Source organism: Rhodobacter sp. NTK016B (assembly GCF_017303295.1).
GTDB lineage: Bacteria > Pseudomonadota > Alphaproteobacteria > Rhodobacterales > Rhodobacteraceae > Pararhodobacter.
In genome coordinates, this window is sequence record NZ_JAFKOK010000015.1 from 58,596 (window position 1) to 75,892 (window position 17,297).

Sequence of the window (17,297 nt, forward strand, 5' to 3'; positions counted from 1 at the left end):
GCGCGGGCGGCTCAGCCCGCCGCCGCAGGTTCCCCGGGCCGGGCTTTCGCGCCCTCGGCCAGTTTGCTGGGCGCGGCGTTGAGCGCTTCGATGGCGAATCCCGCGGCCTTCTTGTAGCCCGCCATGAAGTCGGCCCGCTCCGCCGCCGGGATCACATCGTCGATGGCGTCGAACTCACCGCCGCAGCGGTCGTTTACCATGTTCAGCAAGCCGAAGGGACCCGCCCCCCGGTTGCGCAGGATCAGCGCCGAAACCGGGCCGCAGAAAGTGGTGTCGAACGCGGCCAGCGCCGCGTCGGTTGCGCCGTGACCGACCATCGCCACGCCCAGTTCGCGCGCATCGACAATCGCCTGCGACGCGCCGTTCGAGCCGGTCGGATACATCGCATGGGCCGCATCGCCCAGCAACAGCACGCGCCCGTCGCGCCACGTCTCAACCGGGTCGCGGTCGATCATCGGGTTTTCATAGGCGATCTCGGCACCCCGGATCAGAGACGGCACGTCGAGCCAGTCATAGGTCCAGCCGTCGAAATGATGGGCGAAATCGTCGATCCCCACCTGCCGGAACCAGCCGGTATTCTCGCGTGCCGAGGGGTCGTCATAGGTGACTTCGGCAATCCAGTTGATCGAGGCCAGACCGTCCGCATCGGGATGCGAAATCGGGTAGATCACCATCCGGTGCCGATGCGTGCCCAGCCCCACGAAGCTCGATCCGGTGCGAATGGGTTTCGCGCGTGTCACGCCGCGCCACATCACCGCGCCGCCCCAGTGGATCGGCGGCTGGTCGGGATGCATCTGCGCGCGGATGGCCGAATGGATGCCGTCGGCGCCGATCAGCAGGCTGCCGCGTTCCTCGCGTCCGTCTTCGAAAAGCGCGGTCACGCCCTCGGCATCCTGCCGGTAGCCGGTGATCCGCGCGCCCAGCTGGACGCTGTCGGGGCCCTGCCGTTCCAGCACCGTCCGATACAGAAGCATGTGGAAATCGCCGCGATGGACGGCGTATTGCGGCCAATTATACCCGGCCTCAAGTCCGCGCGGTTCGGCATAGATGTCGTTGCCGTTCAGCCCCACCAGCGCCCATTCGCGAGCAGGCACGCCCACGCTGTCGAGCGCCTCGGCCCCGAGGCCCAGCTCGTAGAGTTCGCGCACCGCGTTCGGTTGCAGGTTGATCCCGACGCCCAGCGGTTTGAGGTCGCGCACGGATTCGAACACCGTGCAGGGGACACCGATCTGGTGCAGGGTCAGGGCCGTGGCCAGCCCGGCGATGCCGCCGCCAGCTATCAGAACGCGCGTCATGGGAAACCTCTCGTGCCTCGACCGTCGCGGGCGTTCTGGCAAACATTGCGCGGCAGGGCAAGGCGCGCCTGCAGGCAGATTGCTGCGTGGACACGGTTTCCAAGCTTCAATTTACGCCGGGCGCGCTGTGGCAAAAGCCCCCGGCAGCGGGCGCGCCACGCCCTTCCTTGGGATCGAGGCCGACCGGGTCAGGCCACCGCCGCCCGGGCGCCGGGGGGAATGATCGGTGGCGCGGTGTTGAGCATTTCCGCCGCGAATTCGGTCGCGCGGGTATAGCGCAGCATGAAATCCTCGCGCTCGCGCGGTGGTACGACGCTGTCGAGATCGGTGAAGTGTCCGCCGCAGCGTTCATAGACGATACGCAGCAATTCGAACCGCCCGTCCGAGCGGTTGCGCGTGACAAGGGCCGAGACCGGCGCGCAAAGCTTGTCGTCGAACGCATAGAGGGCGCCGGGTGTCACGCCTTCCTCGATCAGGCTGGCGCCCAGCACCCGCGCGTCGATGATCGCTTGCGACGCCCCGGTGGCGGCGGTGGGATACATCGGATGCGCAGCATCGCCCAGAAGCACGACGCGTCCCTGATGCCAGGTGGGTATCGGAACGCGATCGACGAGCGGGGTTTCATAGGCGGTTGCCGAGGCCCCCATCAGCGCATGCGCATCAATCCACAAATCGCGCCAGTCGTCGAAATAGGACAGGAACGAAGATGCCGGGACCTGACGCATCCAGCGGTCGGCATAGCGGGCGGGATGCTCTTCGATCTTCGCGGCGGCAACCCAGTTGATCAGCGCCTTGCCGTCGCGATCGGGATGCGAAATCGGATAGATCAGGAAATGCTTGTCGGGCGTCCCCATGGACACATAGCTCGAGCCGGTGCGCAGCGGCTTTGCCCGCGAGGTGCCGCGCCACAGCACCGTCTCTCCCCAGTTGAGCGGCCCTTCATCGGGGAACATCTGCGCGCGGATCGTCGAGAAAAGCCCGTCCGCCGCGATCAGCAGCGCGCCGCGTGCCCGGCGTCCGTTGTCGAGATACAGCGTCACCCCGTCGGCATCCTGATCGAACCCGGCGACGCGGTTGCCCATCACCAGGGCATGGTTCCCCAGCCGACGCCGGACTGTGCGGTGCAAAAGGGCATGCAGCTGGCCCCGGTTGACCGAGAATTGCGGCCAGTGAAAGCCCGCATCCATCCCGCGCCCTTCGGAATAGATGTCGCGTCCGTTCAGGCTGACGAGCGCCCATTCGCGTAGCGGAATGCCGACGCTGTTGAGCAGCGCGCCGCCGATCCCCAGCTCATAGAGTTCGCGCACGGCATTGGGCTGAAGGTTCATGCCCACGCCGCGCGGCTCGCCGTCGGGGAAAGCTTCGAACACGGTGCAGGGCACACCGATCTGATGCAGGGTCAGAGCCGTAACAAGGCCCGCGATTCCGCCCCCTGCAATGAGCACGTCTGACATGATCCCTCCGGTCGGTCTGACCGGAAGCTATCAACGGAGAGTCAACGCAAGGTGAACGGAGAGCGGTCCGTATTCCGGCCAACGGGTCATCTCGGGCTCGGCCGTCAGGCGCAGGCGGGTGGTCTTTTGCGTAAGTTGTTCAAGGGTTTCCGCCAGAAGCAGCCGGGCCAGCGGCGCGCCCGGGCACATATGCGGGCCGCGCCCGAACGTGACCAGATCCGTCTCACCCCGGTCCAGCCGGTAGGAATCGGCGTCGGGGAAAACGGTCTCGTCCCGGTTGCCCGAGGTAAAGACCACGGCCAGCGGATCGCCCGCGCGGATCTGCTTTCCGCCCAGCTCGACATCGTGGCTCGCGGTACGGGCAAACCCGCGATAGGGCGTATAGAGCCGCAGCAATTCTTCCAGCGCGACAGGGACCAGATCGGGGCGTTCCGTCAGCTCGGCGTGATGCTCGGGATGGCGGGCCAGATGGATGGCCATCGAGCCGATGAAGGTGGTGGGCGCGATGATCCCCACCAACAGGAATTGCCGCAAGGCGCCGAGGATCTTGTCATCGGGCAGGGCCTCGCCCTCGACCCGGACGGCGAGCAGGTTCGAAACCGGGTCGATATCGGGATCCTGCGGCCTGACTTTTCGCTCTTCGATCAACCGCGCGGCGATGTCGTAAAGCGCGTCCGAGCGCTCGCGCAGCGTGTCGAAATCCTGCCGCTGCAGGGCCATGTTGAATTCGGCGCCGACGCGGCGGATCTCGTCGGCATCTTCGGCGTCGAGGCGAAAGAACGCAGCCAGCAACGCGATGGGCAGCGTGAACGAGAAATCGGCGCAGATATCGCCTTCGCCCTGCGCGAGATAAGGGTCGAGATGCTCGGCCACCATGGTGCGTACCACGGGTTTCCATTCGGCGATCCGCGCTGGGCTAAGAAAGCGCAGGATCGCATTGCGGTAGGGGATGTTGCCCGGCGGGTCCAGATGCAGCGGCGGGCGGCGCTGGGTGGTAGCGACGCGGGGGACGACGTTCTGTACCGTGGTGGTGAAGGTCTTCCAGTCCGTCAGCACGCGGCAGATATCCTCGTGCTTGGTGACCGCCCAGAACCCGCCCATCTCGTCGGCCCAGGCGACCGGGCAGCGGCCACGCAGGTCCTTGAACAGCGCGTGCGGGCTGTCGAAATCCTCGGTTTCGGGGACGATGAAATCGGGGTCGTGGGTCATGTGAAATCCAGTCCCAGCTTGGTCACGCCATATTCCGTCCAGCGCGCCCATTGCACCGGCTCGCCCAGCCGGAACGGGGGCAGGGCGGCGAGCGTGTCGAGCGCAATGCGCGCCTGCAGTTTCGCCACCGACTGCCCAATGCACATATGCGGGCCGATCCCGAAGGCGATATGGCGGTTGGGGTTGCGGGTTTCGTCGAACCGCATCGGGTCGTCGAAGACATCCGCGTCACGATTGGCCGACAGGAAATTCAGCGCGACGGGGCAGCCCTCGGGGATCGCGGTGCCGCGCATCTCGGTATCTTGCGTCGCCACGCGGACCAGCGCCTGATTGGGGGCATAGCAGCGCAGCATTTCCTCGATCAGCAGGCGCTGATCCAGCGCGCCTTGCCGCAGCCGGGTTTGCAGGTCATGGTCCTGCGCCAGATGCCACGCCATCGAGCACAGGAAGTTGCGCGGCACGACATGGCCGCCGATCAGCATGAGCCGCACCATGCCCGCCAGTTCCTCGAAAGAATAGGGCCCGCCCTCGGGCTGATGTGCCATCAGGCCTGAGACGATGTCGGTTTCGGGATCGCGCGGGTTGGCCATCCGGTCTTCGACCAGCCTGAGCGCGAAGCCGTCGATCTGCCGGCTGATCCCGCCCGCCGTCGGCAGGTCCTGACGCTGAACGGCGGCGACGTAATCGTGACCGAGCTGGCCCAGCTCTTCGGATTCCGACAGGTCCATTCCGGCAAGGATGCACAAAGACCCCACGGTGAAGGGCGCGGCGAAGCCTTCGCCGAATTCGGGCGCCGCGCTGGCGGTCAGCGCCTGCGCCAGATCGCCCGCCAGCGCCCGCAGCGGGCCCTCGATCGCGCGGATGCGGTTTTCCTTGAAGAACAGGTTCAACCCCTTGCGATAGCGCAGCGCCTCGGGCGGGTCCTTTTGCAGGGGCAGCCGGGGCAGCCCCGCGCGGGGCGAGGTGGGGATGACCGTTTGCTTGGTCGCGGTGAAGGTCTGGTAATCCTTCGACGCCTGCACCACGTCGTCGTATTTCGTCAGCGTGTAGAACCCGCCCCAGTTCTGCGACCCCGCGACCGGGCATTGTGCGCGCAGCCGCGCCAGCTCGGCCTGCGGATCGGCGAGCGTCTGCGCGCCATGCGGGTCCCAGTCATGCGGAATGGGGTTCATCGGTCGAAGACCATCGTCGGCAGCCATAGCGAGACCTCCGGGACATAGGTGACAAGGATCAGGAAGCCGAGCATCGCCGCCACGAAGGGCAGCACGCCGCGGATCGCCTCGGAAAGGGGCGCGCGGGCGATGGACGACAGAACGAAGAGATTGAGCCCGATGGGCGGCGTGAGGAACGCGATCTCCATGTTGACGATCAGCAGGATGCCGAAATGGATCGGGTCGATGCCAAGGATCGGCAGCAGCGGCAGCACGATGGGCGTGACGATCAGCAGCACCGCGACGGCATCAAGGAACATGCCCATAACCAGCATGATGAGGTTGAGCGCGATCAGGAATTGCCACGGCTCCAGGCCTGTCGCGGTCGCCCAGCGGACAAGCTGGGTCGGGATGCCCGAGCCGGTGATCCAATGCGCGAACAGCATCGCGAACATGACGATGAAGGTCACGGCCGAGGCCGCCTTCATCGCTTCGGCGGTCATGCTGAACACGTCTTTCCAGCCGACCTCGCGGTACACCAGCACCGCGATCAGCACCGAGGATATCGCCGCCACACCGGCGGACTCCGTGACCGTGGTGATGCCCGAATAGATGCCCACGAAGACCGAGATCGGGATGAACAGGGCGGGCAGGGCGCGCAGGTTGCGGCGCATGAATTCCTGCCGCGACAGCCGCTCGCCCGAGGCATAGCCGCGCTTGCGCGAGATGACCATCACCACCGTCGCCAGAATGACCGCCTGTATCAGGCCCGGCACCACGCCCGCCAGAAACAGGCGCGGCACGGATTCTTCTGCAATGAGGCCGAACAGGATCATCGACAATGACGGCGGGATCAGCATTCCCAGCGTCCCGGACGCGCCGACCGTGCCGAGCGCGAAAGGCCGGTGATAGCCGCGTGCGACCATGGCGGGGATCAGGAAGGTGCCCATCGCCATCGCCGTGACCACCGACGAGCCCGAGATCGCCGCGAACAGCGTCGTTGCCAGCACGCAGACCAGCCCCAGCCCACCGCGGAAATGCCCGACCCAGGCCTCGGCCGCGTCGATAATGATCCGCGCGATGCCGCCCCTTTGCATGAAGGTCGCGGCCATCACGAAGAACGGCACGGCGAGAAACGTGGTCGAGTTGATGCCCGATACCGAGGTCATCGCCGCGTCGAAAAGGGGCCGCCCTTCAAAGGCCAGCATGACCAAAGCGGCGACGCCCAGCGCCACGAAGATCGGTGCGCCCAGAGCCATCAGGGCCAGCATGCCGCCCAGTCCGATTACCGCTTCCATGTCATTCGGCCTTCTTGGTGAATTCCGCCATCTCGGCGGGTTCCGCGCTGGTCGTGATGCCGCGTCCGGCGATGGCCAGCAGGATCATTTTCAGCACCATCAGCCCCATGCCGGTGGGCAGGGCGAGGAACAGGAACCATGCCTGCGGCGTGCGCAGGCTCGAAGCCGAGCGGTCGTCGAGCATCCGCGAGAATTCGAACGCCTCCCAGCCAAGCCACCCCATGACCGCGCAGAAAACCAGCGTCAGCGCGAAGGTGAAGCCTGCGGCGGCGCGGCGCTTGCGTGCAGACAGGCCGCCCACGATGATCTCGGTATTGATGTGGCGCCCCTCGGCGGCCAGCGTGGACCCGGCGATGACCGAGGCCCAGACGATGAAGTAAAGCGCCACCTCGTCGGCCCAGTCGACCGCGTGCTGCGGCGTCAGCACCCGCACCGCCGCACCCCCCATGAAGGTGAACAGCGCGCATAGCACGAGAAGGCCGATCAGCACCGTCTCGATCCGAGACCAGATGCGCAGGATCGTGTCGATCATGAACCCGTCCGTCTTGATAGTGCGACGGGGGCTGGCGCCCCCGCCTGTCTGGTCAATTGCCCTGTCAGTCGCGCTGTCACGCGCCTTGCAGGGCTTCGGCGACGCGGGCCACGAAATCGGCGTTCATGCCCGAGGCCTCGACGATATCGTCCTGCACCGCCAGCATCCGCTCGCGCATATCGGCCACCGCCTCGTCCGAGGGATCGGCATAGGTAATGCCGTTTGCCTCGTTCGTTTCGCGCGCATGGGCCAGTTCCTCGGCCGCATAGTCGCGCGCCCAGTCCACAGTCTGCGACCACGCGTCGTCGATGATCTGGCGCTGCTCATCGGTCAGCCCGTTCATCACGCGCGCCGACATCAGCGGGATATAGACCCCCCAGCCGGCATTGTCGTTGAACGCATAGGCGATGCCCGCTTCCCAGAGCCTGCCGCCCGAGATGGTCAGATCGGTGACCGAGCCCATGCCTTCGATCTGGCCCTGCGTGAGCTGCAGCACGATCTCGGTGCGCGGCGTGGCGACGCCGTTGATGTTCATCGCGTTCATGATCGCCACCACGACCGGGCTGGGCGGTGTGGCCAGCGTGCGGCCTTCGAGCGCGGCATAGCTGTCGGCGGGTTCGACCGTGTAAGCGGTGTTGTTGGGGGCGAATTCGAAATGCCCGCCCGAAGGCACCATGATGCCCCGGCTCTCCAGCATCGCCCAGAGCTCGTCGCCCAGATTGCCATCGAGGATCGCGCGGATATCATCGGCGCTTGCACCGAAGAACATCGGCAGGGTGATGACGCTCAGATTGGGCTCAAGGCGGCTCAGCGTGGGCGAGGCCTGTATGGACAGGTCCAGCGCGCCCGAAGCCAGCGCCCGGATCGCATCGGCCGAGTTATAGAGCTGCCCGGCCGGGAAGATCTCGACCGCGATATCGCCGTCCGAGAGTTCGCCGATCGCGTCGGCCCAATGCTCGGCGGCAAGGTTGCGCACATGGCCCGGCGGGGTTTCCACCGACAGCCGCAGATTGACCGATTGCGCCGAAACCGCCGTCGCGGCGGCCATTACGGCGCCGATCAGCGCCGATCCCAGCAGGTTTTTCCTCATCATCATGTCGCATCCTCCTCCCGATTTGTTCACGATGTCGCTTGTCGTCCCGCGCCCAGTTCCGGCGCCGGATACGCGGTTCCCGGCCCGCCCTCGGCGAACCGGAACCCGGCATTCAAAATGCGCTGCCGCCCGCCGTCGCGCGCGGGCAGGTCCAGAAACAGATCACGCCCGGTCAGATGCGACATCGCCACGGCATCGGCCAGATCCTGCACCCGTGCGGCGGGCACGCCCCGGGCGCGCAACGCTTCTTCCCAATGCGCGGCGGGGCGGGTCTGCAGAACCTCGGCCATCTTGTCCGCCATCGCATCGGCATTCTCGGCCCGCGCGCGCCGGTCGGCAAAGCGCGGATCGTCCAGCAGTGGCTCAAGCCCCAGAACCGCAAGGACCTTGGCCACATGCCCATCCTCGACCGCGCCGATGGTGATCGCGCTGCCCCCGGCACAGGAAAAGGTATCCGAGGTCGGCGCGCGGCTGAAGCCCCGGTTGCCGGTGCGCACAGGCGCCTCGCCCGCGATCAACAGCGGATTGACCACTGACAGCATCATCACCAGAGCCGCGTCCAGCATCGCCACGTCGATTTCCTGCCCCGCGCACAGCCCGCGCTCGCGTTGCAACAGCGCGGTCTGGATCGCAAAGGCGGCCAGCAGGCCGGTAAAGGTATCGACCACCGGAAAGCCCACGCGCATCGCCGGATCCTCGGGCAGGCCCGACAACGACATCAGGCCCGACAGGCTCTGGATGATCTGATCCATCGCTGCGACATCAGCGAGCGGGCCGGTCTGCCCGAAACCCGAGATCGCGCACCAGATCAGATGCGGATAGCGCGCGCGCATTTCGGCGGCGCCAAGCTCCAGACGTGCCATCACGCCGGGGCGGAAATTCTCGACCACCACGTCCGAGGCCGCGATGATCGCTTCGGCCTCGGCGCGCCCCGCGGGCGTCTTGAGGTCCAGAACGACCGAGCCCTTGCCCGCATTGATCCCGGCGAAAGCGGGCGACAGGCCACGCTGGGCAGGGTCGAGCGTGTAATTGCGCAGGTTGTCGCCGCGCGGGGATTCGATCTTGGTGACCTCGGCGCCGTTGAGCGCGAGGAAATGCGTCGCCAGCGGCCCGGCCACGACATGGCTGAAATCGGCGACCTTGATACCGGTCAATGCGCGCTGCGTCATCGACATCCTCCCTGTAGTTCATAGAATGAACTAAATTGGAGTTCTGTCAACGACCTTTTGCGCGATGCCCGTCCGTGACCCGGTCGATCCCGGCCTGAACCCGCGCACGGGCCTCGGCGCCGTCCCAGCCGCGCGCATCGACCATGTCCGCGTCCAGCATGACCGTCGCCACGCCCGCCTCTTCCAGCGCCCGCGCGATGAAGCGCGTTCCGTAGCCCGAAGGGCGATCCGCCGAGGGCACGATAATCACCGCAAGGTCGATGCGGTTCGCCTGTGCCTCTTTCACATGCCACGCGCCCGCCCAGGGCGGTTGGTGCAGATGCTCGTTAATGTCGCTCACCCGCGCGGCCAGCGCCCGCACCGGGTCACCGTGATTCGCGCGGACATAGCCATCGGCGGCGAAGGGCAGGTACATCGACCATGCGAAGACCGCGCCCTGGTCCTCAAACGCGGTGTAGAAGCCGGTGTCGAACCACAGCCCCGCGCCGATCCACATCATCCGCACCCGCTCATCCGGGCAGACCGCCGCACCCGAGGCGATGCGCGCGGCCAGCGCGTCGCGGAACCGTTGTGCATGGGCGAGCGCCCAGTCGCTGCCACGGTGCCATTGGGGGATCATCACGTTGGGGATCATCTCAGAGATCCGCACGGGCAGGCGCGGCGCCTCGGCGATCATCTGCGCGCATGCCTCGAAAATCCGCTCCTGCCGGTCGATCCGCTCCATGAGCTGCGCCAGCGCGCCATCTGGCGTGCGGCGGCCCGCCACCTGTTCGGCCATCTCGGTCAGTTCAGCGATCTCGCCCGCCATCAGATCCAGCCGGTCGGCCCCGACCGTGGCCTCCCAGTCGCGACGCAGTGGTGTCCACCAGTCGGGCTCAGGGTCCGGATGGCCCGGCGCGCTGAGGATCTTCAGTGGCGCGCCGGTCAGCCGCGCCCATTCGGCAAAGATCAGCGGGTGATCGTCTGCCGAAGCCCGCGCGCAGAGCAGCCCCGGCGCGGGCAGGCCGCCCCATGGCTGCGTTTCGGGTCGGCCATCGATCGCGGCGAAAAGCGGCAGGGCGGAATACTTGGCCAGCCGGGCGTGGAAGCCCATCGCCTCGGATGCGTCCAGATGCAGCCCGCTGAGCTTCTTGGCGGCGATGACCGAAGACCACCATTGATTGACCACGACCGGCATGTCGAGCGCGTGGAACACCTCCATCGGCGTGTCGGCATTGGCAAAGGCATAGGCCTCGCCCCCGGCCAGCCGGGCGCGCAGGCTCTTGGCCCAGTCGCGCTGATAGGCGGCGGCCTCGGCGGTGCAGGGCAAAGCGGGGGTCATGCGGCGGGCTCCGGCAGGGAAAGGGGCAGGTCCGAGGGGGTGGGCCAGCTGGGCACGAAGCCCAGATCGACGAACGCGACCCCCGCCGCCGCGCAGTCGCGCGCGATCTGCGGCTTGCGCCAGCCATGCAGATCGTCCTGCGGATCGACCTGCCAGACGAGCGTGTCGATCCGGTGGGTTTTCAGAAGGTCGGGCAGGAGGGGATCCTGCGGCGCGTCCGGCCCCTGCAGATCGAGCACCAGCGCGCCCTGCGCATCAAGCCAGCGATGCAGGCCGTCCCCGCCCAGCGGCGCGCCCGCCAGCGCCAGCCGGGGGCCGGGTCGTGCCGCTGTGCCGGGGGCCAGATCGTGCGCGGTGCCGGTTTCGCGCGCCGCAAGATGCCGGGCAAAGGCTTCGGCGCCCGTGATCGCGCCGTCGCGTTGCAAGGTGTGCAAGGCAGCCAGCGGCCCGGCCCGGTCCGCGACAGCGCCCCGTTGCAAGCCCGTCAGAGCCCGCGTCAACCGGCCGGTCTGTTCGGCGTCGAAGGCTTGCGCGGCGCCGCCTGTGCTGTCCGCGCGCGACCACAGGAAAAGCGGCGGTCCGTCGGGCAGAAGGCCCAGACGCCGAAGTTCGCTGGCATAGCGGAAGGCGTGCAGCGCACCGGGGCCCGCGCGCCAGACCACGATCAACGCAGCCCCGTCGAACGCGCCCCGCTCAAGCCCGAACAGGAAGTTACGCACGAAAGGATCGAGGAACGGCTCAAGCATTGGTGCGACGGCGCTGGGCGAGGGCGGCTCATGTGCCATGCGTGTGACATCGCGCAGTGCCAACCCGGCCAGTGCCGGATGGTCCAGCGGCGCGCCATGGCCGAATATAAGGCAATAGGGGACATTCAGATCGGACAAATGTATTCTCCGCCGCAAGGAGGTTCATTTTATGAACCAATTAACGCAGCCGTCAAACGAAGTCTTGCGCCTTCCAGATGCCGGGGGCAGATTGTGCCGATGAGCAAGGATAGCGTTCCGGCGCCCCATAATCCCGCGCGGGAACAGGTCATCGTTCAGGCGTCTGCGCCGGGCGATACCTCTGTGTCCCCTGACCGTCTGCCCGAGGGCGCGGCGCCGGGCGACCGGGCGTTCCGGTTCAAATCCGGCTCGGTGATCCGCGCGGGCTGGCTGGCCGAGGATCTGCCGTTTCTCAACCGCTCGCTGCGCTATCTTCTGCGCGGTCAGGGCGGTGAGCTGCGGCGGGAATTCGCGCTGGAAAGCGGCGATATCGGCGTGCTGGGCGTGCTGCAATCCAATCCGGGCGTGACACAGAACGACCTCGCGGCGTCGCTGGTGCTGAAGAAATCGGCGGTGACGCGGGTGGTTCAGCGGCTTGAGGCGCGCGGCCTGCTGACCCGCGCGCGCAGTTCCGTGGACCGCCGGGCGAATGTGCTCAACCTGACCGAGGCGGGAATGGATCTGTCGATCCGCGTGCGCGAAGCGGCGGCGGCGCGTCATGCCGAGTGGTTCACGGGAATTAGCCCCGATGAGCGCGCGGTGTTTTTCGATGTCCTGTTCCGTCTGGTGGACCGTCTGGCTGAAACCCATTCGGGTGATGCAACTGACGAGGACGACGATTAACCACGATCTCGCATCAATGGTGTCTCGCGAGCGGTTTGTGTTCTGTCCTCGCGACCGGCATGATATTTTCCTTTGGAAATTCCCCGAGTTCAACTAAACTTGGCGGCAAGTTGACTGATGTCGGGTTGGGCCCATGATTCTGCAAAATACATCTCTGGATGCGGACGTTCTGGCCGCGGTCGTGGGGCATATCGCGCGGCATGCCAATGTCTGCGCGAAGGTCATCGATACGGAGGGTCTTATCGTCGCGATAAACCGTCACGGGCTCGAATTGCTGGACAAACAGGCGCAGGATGTCTGCGGCGAAGCGTGGTCGCTGATGTGGGACGGCGACGCGGCGGAAGAGGCGGCGGGCGCGGTGGCAAGCGCTATGGACGGGCGTCCGGCGTCGTTCACGGCGCACGCGGCAAGCGGTGGCATGCTGCGTGGCTGGCAAGTCTATGTCTATCCGCTGGAATGGCAGGACGGCGCGGTCGCCAAGGTGCTTGTCGTCTCGGCGCCCGAAACGGCAGCGCCCGAAAACTCTGCAGAGCCAGCCCTGCCGTCCCAGAGCTTCGCGGCGCAATTGAACGACGTGCTGCACACGCTGACCAATATCTCGACCATCGCGACCAGTGGCGCCAATATCCTGCGTCGCGGCGTCGGCGAGGATCGCGCGGCGGCGCTGGCCGAAGCGCTCGACGATGCGGGCACCCGCGCGGCCGAGGCGATTCAGAAACTTTCGGACCTGCTGCGGCCCCTTGACGGCGGCGCGCATCCCGGCGCGTTGCCTCAACCGCCCTTCGGCGCCGATCTGACTTCGCATTAGAACGACACGAAAACGCCGGGACGTAGCTTGTTGCCCGGCGTTATCGTTTCACGGATCGGCCCCGGCGGCGCGGCTCAGCCGTTTTTCGCGTCGAGGTTCAGCGCGGCCAGCCCTTTCGAGAGCGACTCGATGGTGAAGGGCTTCGCGATCACCGTCGATTGCGGATAGCGCGCGAGCGAGCCGTCATTCGAGCCATAGCCACTCGCCAGCAGGAAAGGCACCTCCTGCGCGGCAAGGTATTGCGCGACCGGCAGGCTGGTCTCGGCGCCCAGATTGACGTCCAGCACCGCCAGCGACAGCGTGTTTGCCTCGGCCACGCGCAGCGCTTCGGCCACGGATCCGGCGATGTGAACCGTCTGCACGCCAAGCGTTTCGAGAATGTCGGCGGCATCCATGGCGATGATCATGTTGTCCTCGACCACCATCGCCACGCCCGACAGCGCGGGCGGTGTGAGCAGTTCTGCCGGGGCTGAGGTCGCGACCTCTGGGCTTTCGGGCAGAAGGGTGACGAACCGCTCGGGGATCGAAAAGATGGCCTCGAACCCGGTAACCGCGAAGCGGGTCTCGGCGGTGCCTTTCAGCTCGAAGGGAATCGAGCGTTCGATGATCGTCGTGCCGAACCCCCGCCGCTCGGGCGCGCGCACGGCAGGGCCGCCGGTTTCCGACCAGTGAAGCTGCGTGCGGCCATCGGGCAGCTGGGCGATGTCGAGCGACACGCGGCCCGACGGCACCGACAGCGCGCCGTATTTCACAGAGTTCGTCACCAGTTCGTGGAACACCAGCGCCACGCTGCTGAACGCTTCGGGCGCCAGCAGGATGCGCGGGCCGCTCACGATGACGCGATCATGCTCGCCTGAGATATAGGCGTCCAGTTCCTTGGTCAGCAGATCGTGGAATGCCACGGGCGACCATTCGGTGCGGGTCAACTGATCATGCGCCTGAGCCAGCGCATGGATGCGCCCGTCGATGGCGGCGGTGAAATCCTCCATCGAGCTGGCGGTGCGGCGCGACTGGCTGACCAGCGACCGGATCAGGCCCAGCACGTTGCGCACCCGGTGATTAAGTTCGGCAATCAGCAATTCCTGCTGATCCTGCGCGCGCTTGCGCTCGGCGTTCACTTCGTCCGAGAGCTTCAGCACGACTTCAAGCAGGGTGACACGGATCGCCTCGGCGGCGCGAAGGGCGGTGACCGACCATTGTTCGGATCGGTTGCCGACATCCTGTTTCCACGTCTCGAAGCTCTTGCGCGGGGTCAGGCGCGATCCGTTGGGGCCGACTTCGACCGCCTTTTCCGGATTGCCCGCCCATTTCACCTGCCGCACCACTTCCGAGCGGAACAGCACGATGTAATCGCGTGGCGTGCGCGAGATCGGGATCGCAAGGATCCCCGCTGCGACATCGGCATGCTCGGCCATCGAGGGCAGGCGCGCGACAAGGTTGTCAGTGGCGTAGACCCGGCTGGCCGCGGCGGTGTTGAGGAACCGCGCGATGCCTTCGAACTGCGATTGCGTCGGCACCGCGCCGCGCGTCAGATAGGTGCCGTCCGAATAGACCGCGATCCCGTCATAGCCCACGACCTTGGCGATTTCCTCGGCGATGGTGGGAAAGACCTGCTCCAGCCGTTCGCCCGAACTCAGCCGGACCATCAGCCGGTCATGCAGGCGCTGGGCGCGGCCCGATGCGTCCGACAACGCGCGCGCTTCTTGCCGTTCGATCTCATAGGCGAAGAACTGGGCCAGAAGCTCGACAGCCGTGCGGCGCTGGTAATCGACATGGATCGGCGTGCGGTGGTGGCAGGCGAACAGGCCCCACAATTCGCCCTTTTGCAGGATCGACACCGACATCGAACCGCGCACATTCATATTGCGCAAATATTCCAGATGGATAGGCGAGACCGCGCGGCTGATCGACATCGACAGGTCGAGAGGCGTGCCTTCGGGGCTGACCTGCGGCACGATCGGCGAGACAGTATCGTCCACATCCATGATCAGCCGGATCAGGTTGCGCTTGTAAAGCTCGCGCGCCTGCCGGGGGATGTCCGAGGCCGGGAAATGCAGGCCCAGATAGGATTCGGTATCGGCCTCGTCGCGGGCCTCGGCGATCACCGTGCCGTCGCCTTCGGGGCCAAAGCGATAGACCTTCACCCGGTCAAATCCCGTCAGCGCGCGCAATTGCTCGGCTGCGGCCTGCGCGGCGCTGAGCGTGTCGGGCTGGTTCGACACCTTGCGCAGCATGGCCGTGACCTGCGCCATCTCGTCATGGCCGTATTCGCGTTCGGTCGGCTCGAATTCGAAGATGAAGCTGTTATCGGTCATGTGGCTGGCGATATCGAAATGCCGGCCATCGCCCAGCAGATCGATGCCAAAGGCGCGCACCACCGAGTTCTCGTGCGTGGCGGTGCCGATCATCGCGCTCAGCCGTTGCATGATGTCGCGCGGAAGCCGGTCGCCGAGGGGCCTGCCGATCAGATCCTCGCCTTCGAGCCCCAGAATCCGGTCCACATTGGTCGAGGCATGCTGCACGATCCAGTCGGCCGAAATCGCGATCAGCGCGCCGAAGCTCTGGACATTGCCCAGCAAGTGGATCGGCTCGCGGTCGCAATTGGTCAGGTCGACGGCGGTATCGGTGGAAATGAACCTCTCTGCCATGTCAGCTCGCCCGCGCCAGCGGGGACGCGTGCCCGTCCAGCATCAGGATGCTGTCTGCAGCGGCAGTGAAGATGGCAAAGGCGCGGTTGGCATCCGACAGGATGCGTTGCGCTTCGGGTGTGGTGCTGTCCATGGCCCCCATTCGGGCGCAGAACGCGCGCCACGCCGTCATGTCGGGGTCTTGTCCGAAATAGCCGGTCTGCTGATCGTCAGGCAGGCCCCGGCGCATCATCTCGGTCCCCATCTGCGAGCCGAGGACCAGATACGCAACCGCGTCGGGATGCAGAAAAGGCGCGGGCAAGGGGGCGTCGGCGGGCACATTCGCCAGCGCCTCGTCCAGCGTGGCCATGATGCGGTGCAGGCTGGGCGTCGCCTCAGAGGCGTTGCCGTCGCAGGCGCGTCCCAGCGTGGCGAAACCGAGGCGGTGAACGCGGCAAAACGCTTTGCGACGTTCAGCGATCAGCAGGTTCAGGGGAGAGATCCGGTTGTCCAGGGCCTCATGGGCAGGCCGGGTCTGGGATCGGAGGGCGGCACGCAGCGTCGGCGCTGCAGCATCCGCCGGTGCGGTAATAGGATCGAGCAAACTGTATCGCCATCGTTTCTAAAATGGTCATCAGGCAGTTCTGATAACGGTAAAGAACGCATAAACGCCGGTTCGGTTCCCTGACGAAACCGAAAACTCCAAAATCGGTTAACGCGCGTATTTTCGCCAGTCAGCTCGCCTCGACCGCAACGCGCAGGATCTGCCGATAGGGCCGGTCCGGGCTTGCCATGATCGACGGGAAAGCGGGGATATTCACCGCGTTCGGATAGCCCGAAGGTTCAAGGCACAACCCCGCGCGCGGTGCGAACGGCGCGCCCAGCCCGTGGCCGGAATACAGCTGCGCGCCGGGCTGGTCGGACCACAGGCGCAGCCGCAATCCATCGCCGTTCAGGTCGGCGACGGGCATGTCGGGATCGCGAGCTTCGTCGAACAGCAGGAAATCGTCGGCCTCTCGGGGCATGGCGGCACCCGTGCGCAAATCGAGTGTCCCGGCGGGTAGGATCGCGCCCGTCATGATGCCCGCGCCGTCGCGTTCCAGCCGCCGATCCGCCTGAATGCGGGCCATGGGCGCGGGGCCGAGCCGGTAATAATTGTGCTGCGCCAGCGAGATCGGCGTTTCGCAATCGGGCTGCGCCTGCATGTCATAGGTCAGCGTGGTAGCCGCGAGCGTCACGGTCACGGAAATATCGACCGTTCCGGGGAACCCCATCTCGCCTGCGGGCGAGCGATAGGACCAGCGCGCGCGCCGTTCGCCATCGGCCTCGAGCCGCCAATCCACCGCCCACAGCCCGCCCGGCCCGCCATGCAGCTGATGCTTTCCGTCATTGGCGACCAGCCGGTGCCCGCCATAGGCCGCGTCGCCGATCCGGTTCGCCACCCGGCCCACGATGGCGCCCAGAAAATACGGGTCGCGGCGATAGTCGTCGGGGTCGCTATGGCCAAGGATCACCGAGCGCGGACCTTTGTCGGACGGGATCACCCAATCCTGCGTGCGCGCGCCATAGGACAGAAGCGACACGCGGGTCTCGCCATCCTGAAGCTGCACGATGTCCATGATCTGCTCCTGCCTTTGTCCGGGGTCGCCCGCCGCGCCTCTTGTCGCGCAGCCATGCGCGAAAGGCCAGAGGTCGGGGCGGCAGGCGGCTGACCGCCGCTCGCCCGCCCTTAG

Annotated in this window: 15 protein-coding genes; 2 read left to right on the forward strand and 13 right to left on the reverse strand. The window is 66.3% G+C overall.

Going from position 1 to position 17,297, the window contains the following annotated elements; genetic code table 11:
• Nucleotides 1-11 precede the first annotated feature (11 nt).
• From JI664_RS18650 to JI664_RS18695, 10 genes are all read right to left on the reverse strand, one after another.
• Nucleotides 12-1,295: a flavin-dependent oxidoreductase gene (locus JI664_RS18650; protein WP_207015288.1), complete on the reverse strand. Its 1,284-nt coding sequence runs from the start codon at nt 1,293-1,295 to the stop codon at nt 12-14.
• A 188-nt stretch (nt 1,296-1,483) separates the two neighbouring features.
• On the reverse strand, nt 1,484-2,749 hold the full coding sequence (locus JI664_RS18655; RefSeq protein ID WP_207015289.1) for a flavin-dependent oxidoreductase: 1,266 nt from the start codon (nt 2,747-2,749) through the stop codon (nt 1,484-1,486).
• A gap of 30 nt (nt 2,750-2,779) precedes the next feature.
• Nucleotides 2,780-3,958 (reverse strand): cytochrome P450, encoded by a 1,179-nt coding sequence (locus JI664_RS18660; RefSeq protein WP_207015290.1) that lies wholly within the window; start codon nt 3,956-3,958, stop codon nt 2,780-2,782.
• The gene (locus JI664_RS18665; protein WP_207015291.1) at nt 3,955-5,157 is read right to left on the reverse strand and encodes a cytochrome P450; all 1,203 of its coding nucleotides are present in this window, start codon (nt 5,155-5,157) and stop codon (nt 3,955-3,957) included. Before JI664_RS18665 ends, JI664_RS18660 begins: the two co-directional genes overlap by 4 nt.
• Complete coding sequence (locus JI664_RS18670) at nt 5,127-6,407, reverse strand: TRAP transporter large permease (protein ID WP_207015292.1); 1,281 nt, start codon at nt 6,405-6,407, stop codon at nt 5,127-5,129. Before JI664_RS18670 ends, JI664_RS18665 begins: the two co-directional genes overlap by 31 nt.
• A gap of 1 nt (nt 6,408) precedes the next feature.
• Nucleotides 6,409-6,939 carry a TRAP transporter small permease gene (locus JI664_RS18675; protein WP_207015293.1) on the reverse strand — a complete coding sequence of 177 codons (531 nt, stop codon included), beginning with the start codon at nt 6,937-6,939 and terminating at the stop codon, nt 6,409-6,411.
• Between the two features lie 76 nt (nt 6,940-7,015).
• Nucleotides 7,016-8,035, reverse strand: coding sequence for a TRAP transporter substrate-binding protein DctP (gene dctP, locus JI664_RS18680; RefSeq protein WP_286174173.1), 1,020 nt, complete (start codon nt 8,033-8,035; stop codon nt 7,016-7,018).
• 23 nt (nt 8,036-8,058) lie between these two features.
• Nucleotides 8,059-9,201: a CaiB/BaiF CoA transferase family protein gene (locus tag JI664_RS18685; RefSeq protein ID WP_207015294.1), complete on the reverse strand. Its 1,143-nt coding sequence runs from the start codon at nt 9,199-9,201 to the stop codon at nt 8,059-8,061.
• Nucleotides 9,202-9,247: 46 nt separating this feature from the next.
• The gene (locus JI664_RS18690) at nt 9,248-10,522 is read right to left on the reverse strand and encodes a 2-hydroxyacyl-CoA dehydratase family protein (RefSeq protein ID WP_207015295.1); all 1,275 of its coding nucleotides are present in this window, start codon (nt 10,520-10,522) and stop codon (nt 9,248-9,250) included.
• A complete protein-coding gene (locus JI664_RS18695; RefSeq protein WP_207015296.1) occupies nt 10,519-11,406 on the reverse strand; it encodes a hypothetical protein in 888 nt (295 codons plus the stop codon). The genes JI664_RS18690 and JI664_RS18695 overlap by 4 nt, the downstream gene beginning before the upstream one ends.
• Before the next feature lie 99 nt (nt 11,407-11,505).
• Between JI664_RS18695 and JI664_RS18700 the strand changes: the two genes are divergently transcribed.
• A complete protein-coding gene (locus JI664_RS18700; RefSeq protein WP_207015297.1) occupies nt 11,506-12,129 on the forward strand; it encodes a MarR family winged helix-turn-helix transcriptional regulator in 624 nt (207 codons plus the stop codon).
• Nucleotides 12,130-12,262: 133 nt separating this feature from the next.
• A complete protein-coding gene (locus JI664_RS18705) occupies nt 12,263-12,937 on the forward strand; it encodes a PAS domain-containing protein (protein ID WP_207015298.1) in 675 nt (224 codons plus the stop codon).
• Between the two features lie 74 nt (nt 12,938-13,011).
• Here JI664_RS18705 and JI664_RS18710 read toward each other — a convergent pair whose 3' ends face one another.
• The 3 genes from JI664_RS18710 to JI664_RS18720 form a co-directional block, all read right to left on the reverse strand.
• The gene (locus tag JI664_RS18710) at nt 13,012-15,585 is read right to left on the reverse strand and encodes an HWE histidine kinase domain-containing protein (RefSeq protein ID WP_207015299.1); all 2,574 of its coding nucleotides are present in this window, start codon (nt 15,583-15,585) and stop codon (nt 13,012-13,014) included.
• A 1-nt stretch (nt 15,586) separates the two neighbouring features.
• A complete protein-coding gene (locus JI664_RS18715; RefSeq protein WP_207015300.1) occupies nt 15,587-16,168 on the reverse strand; it encodes a hypothetical protein in 582 nt (193 codons plus the stop codon).
• 130 nt (nt 16,169-16,298) lie between these two features.
• Nucleotides 16,299-17,183 (reverse strand): galactose mutarotase, encoded by an 885-nt coding sequence (locus tag JI664_RS18720; RefSeq protein ID WP_207015301.1) that lies wholly within the window; start codon nt 17,181-17,183, stop codon nt 16,299-16,301.
• Between the last annotated feature and the right edge of the window lie 114 nt (nt 17,184-17,297).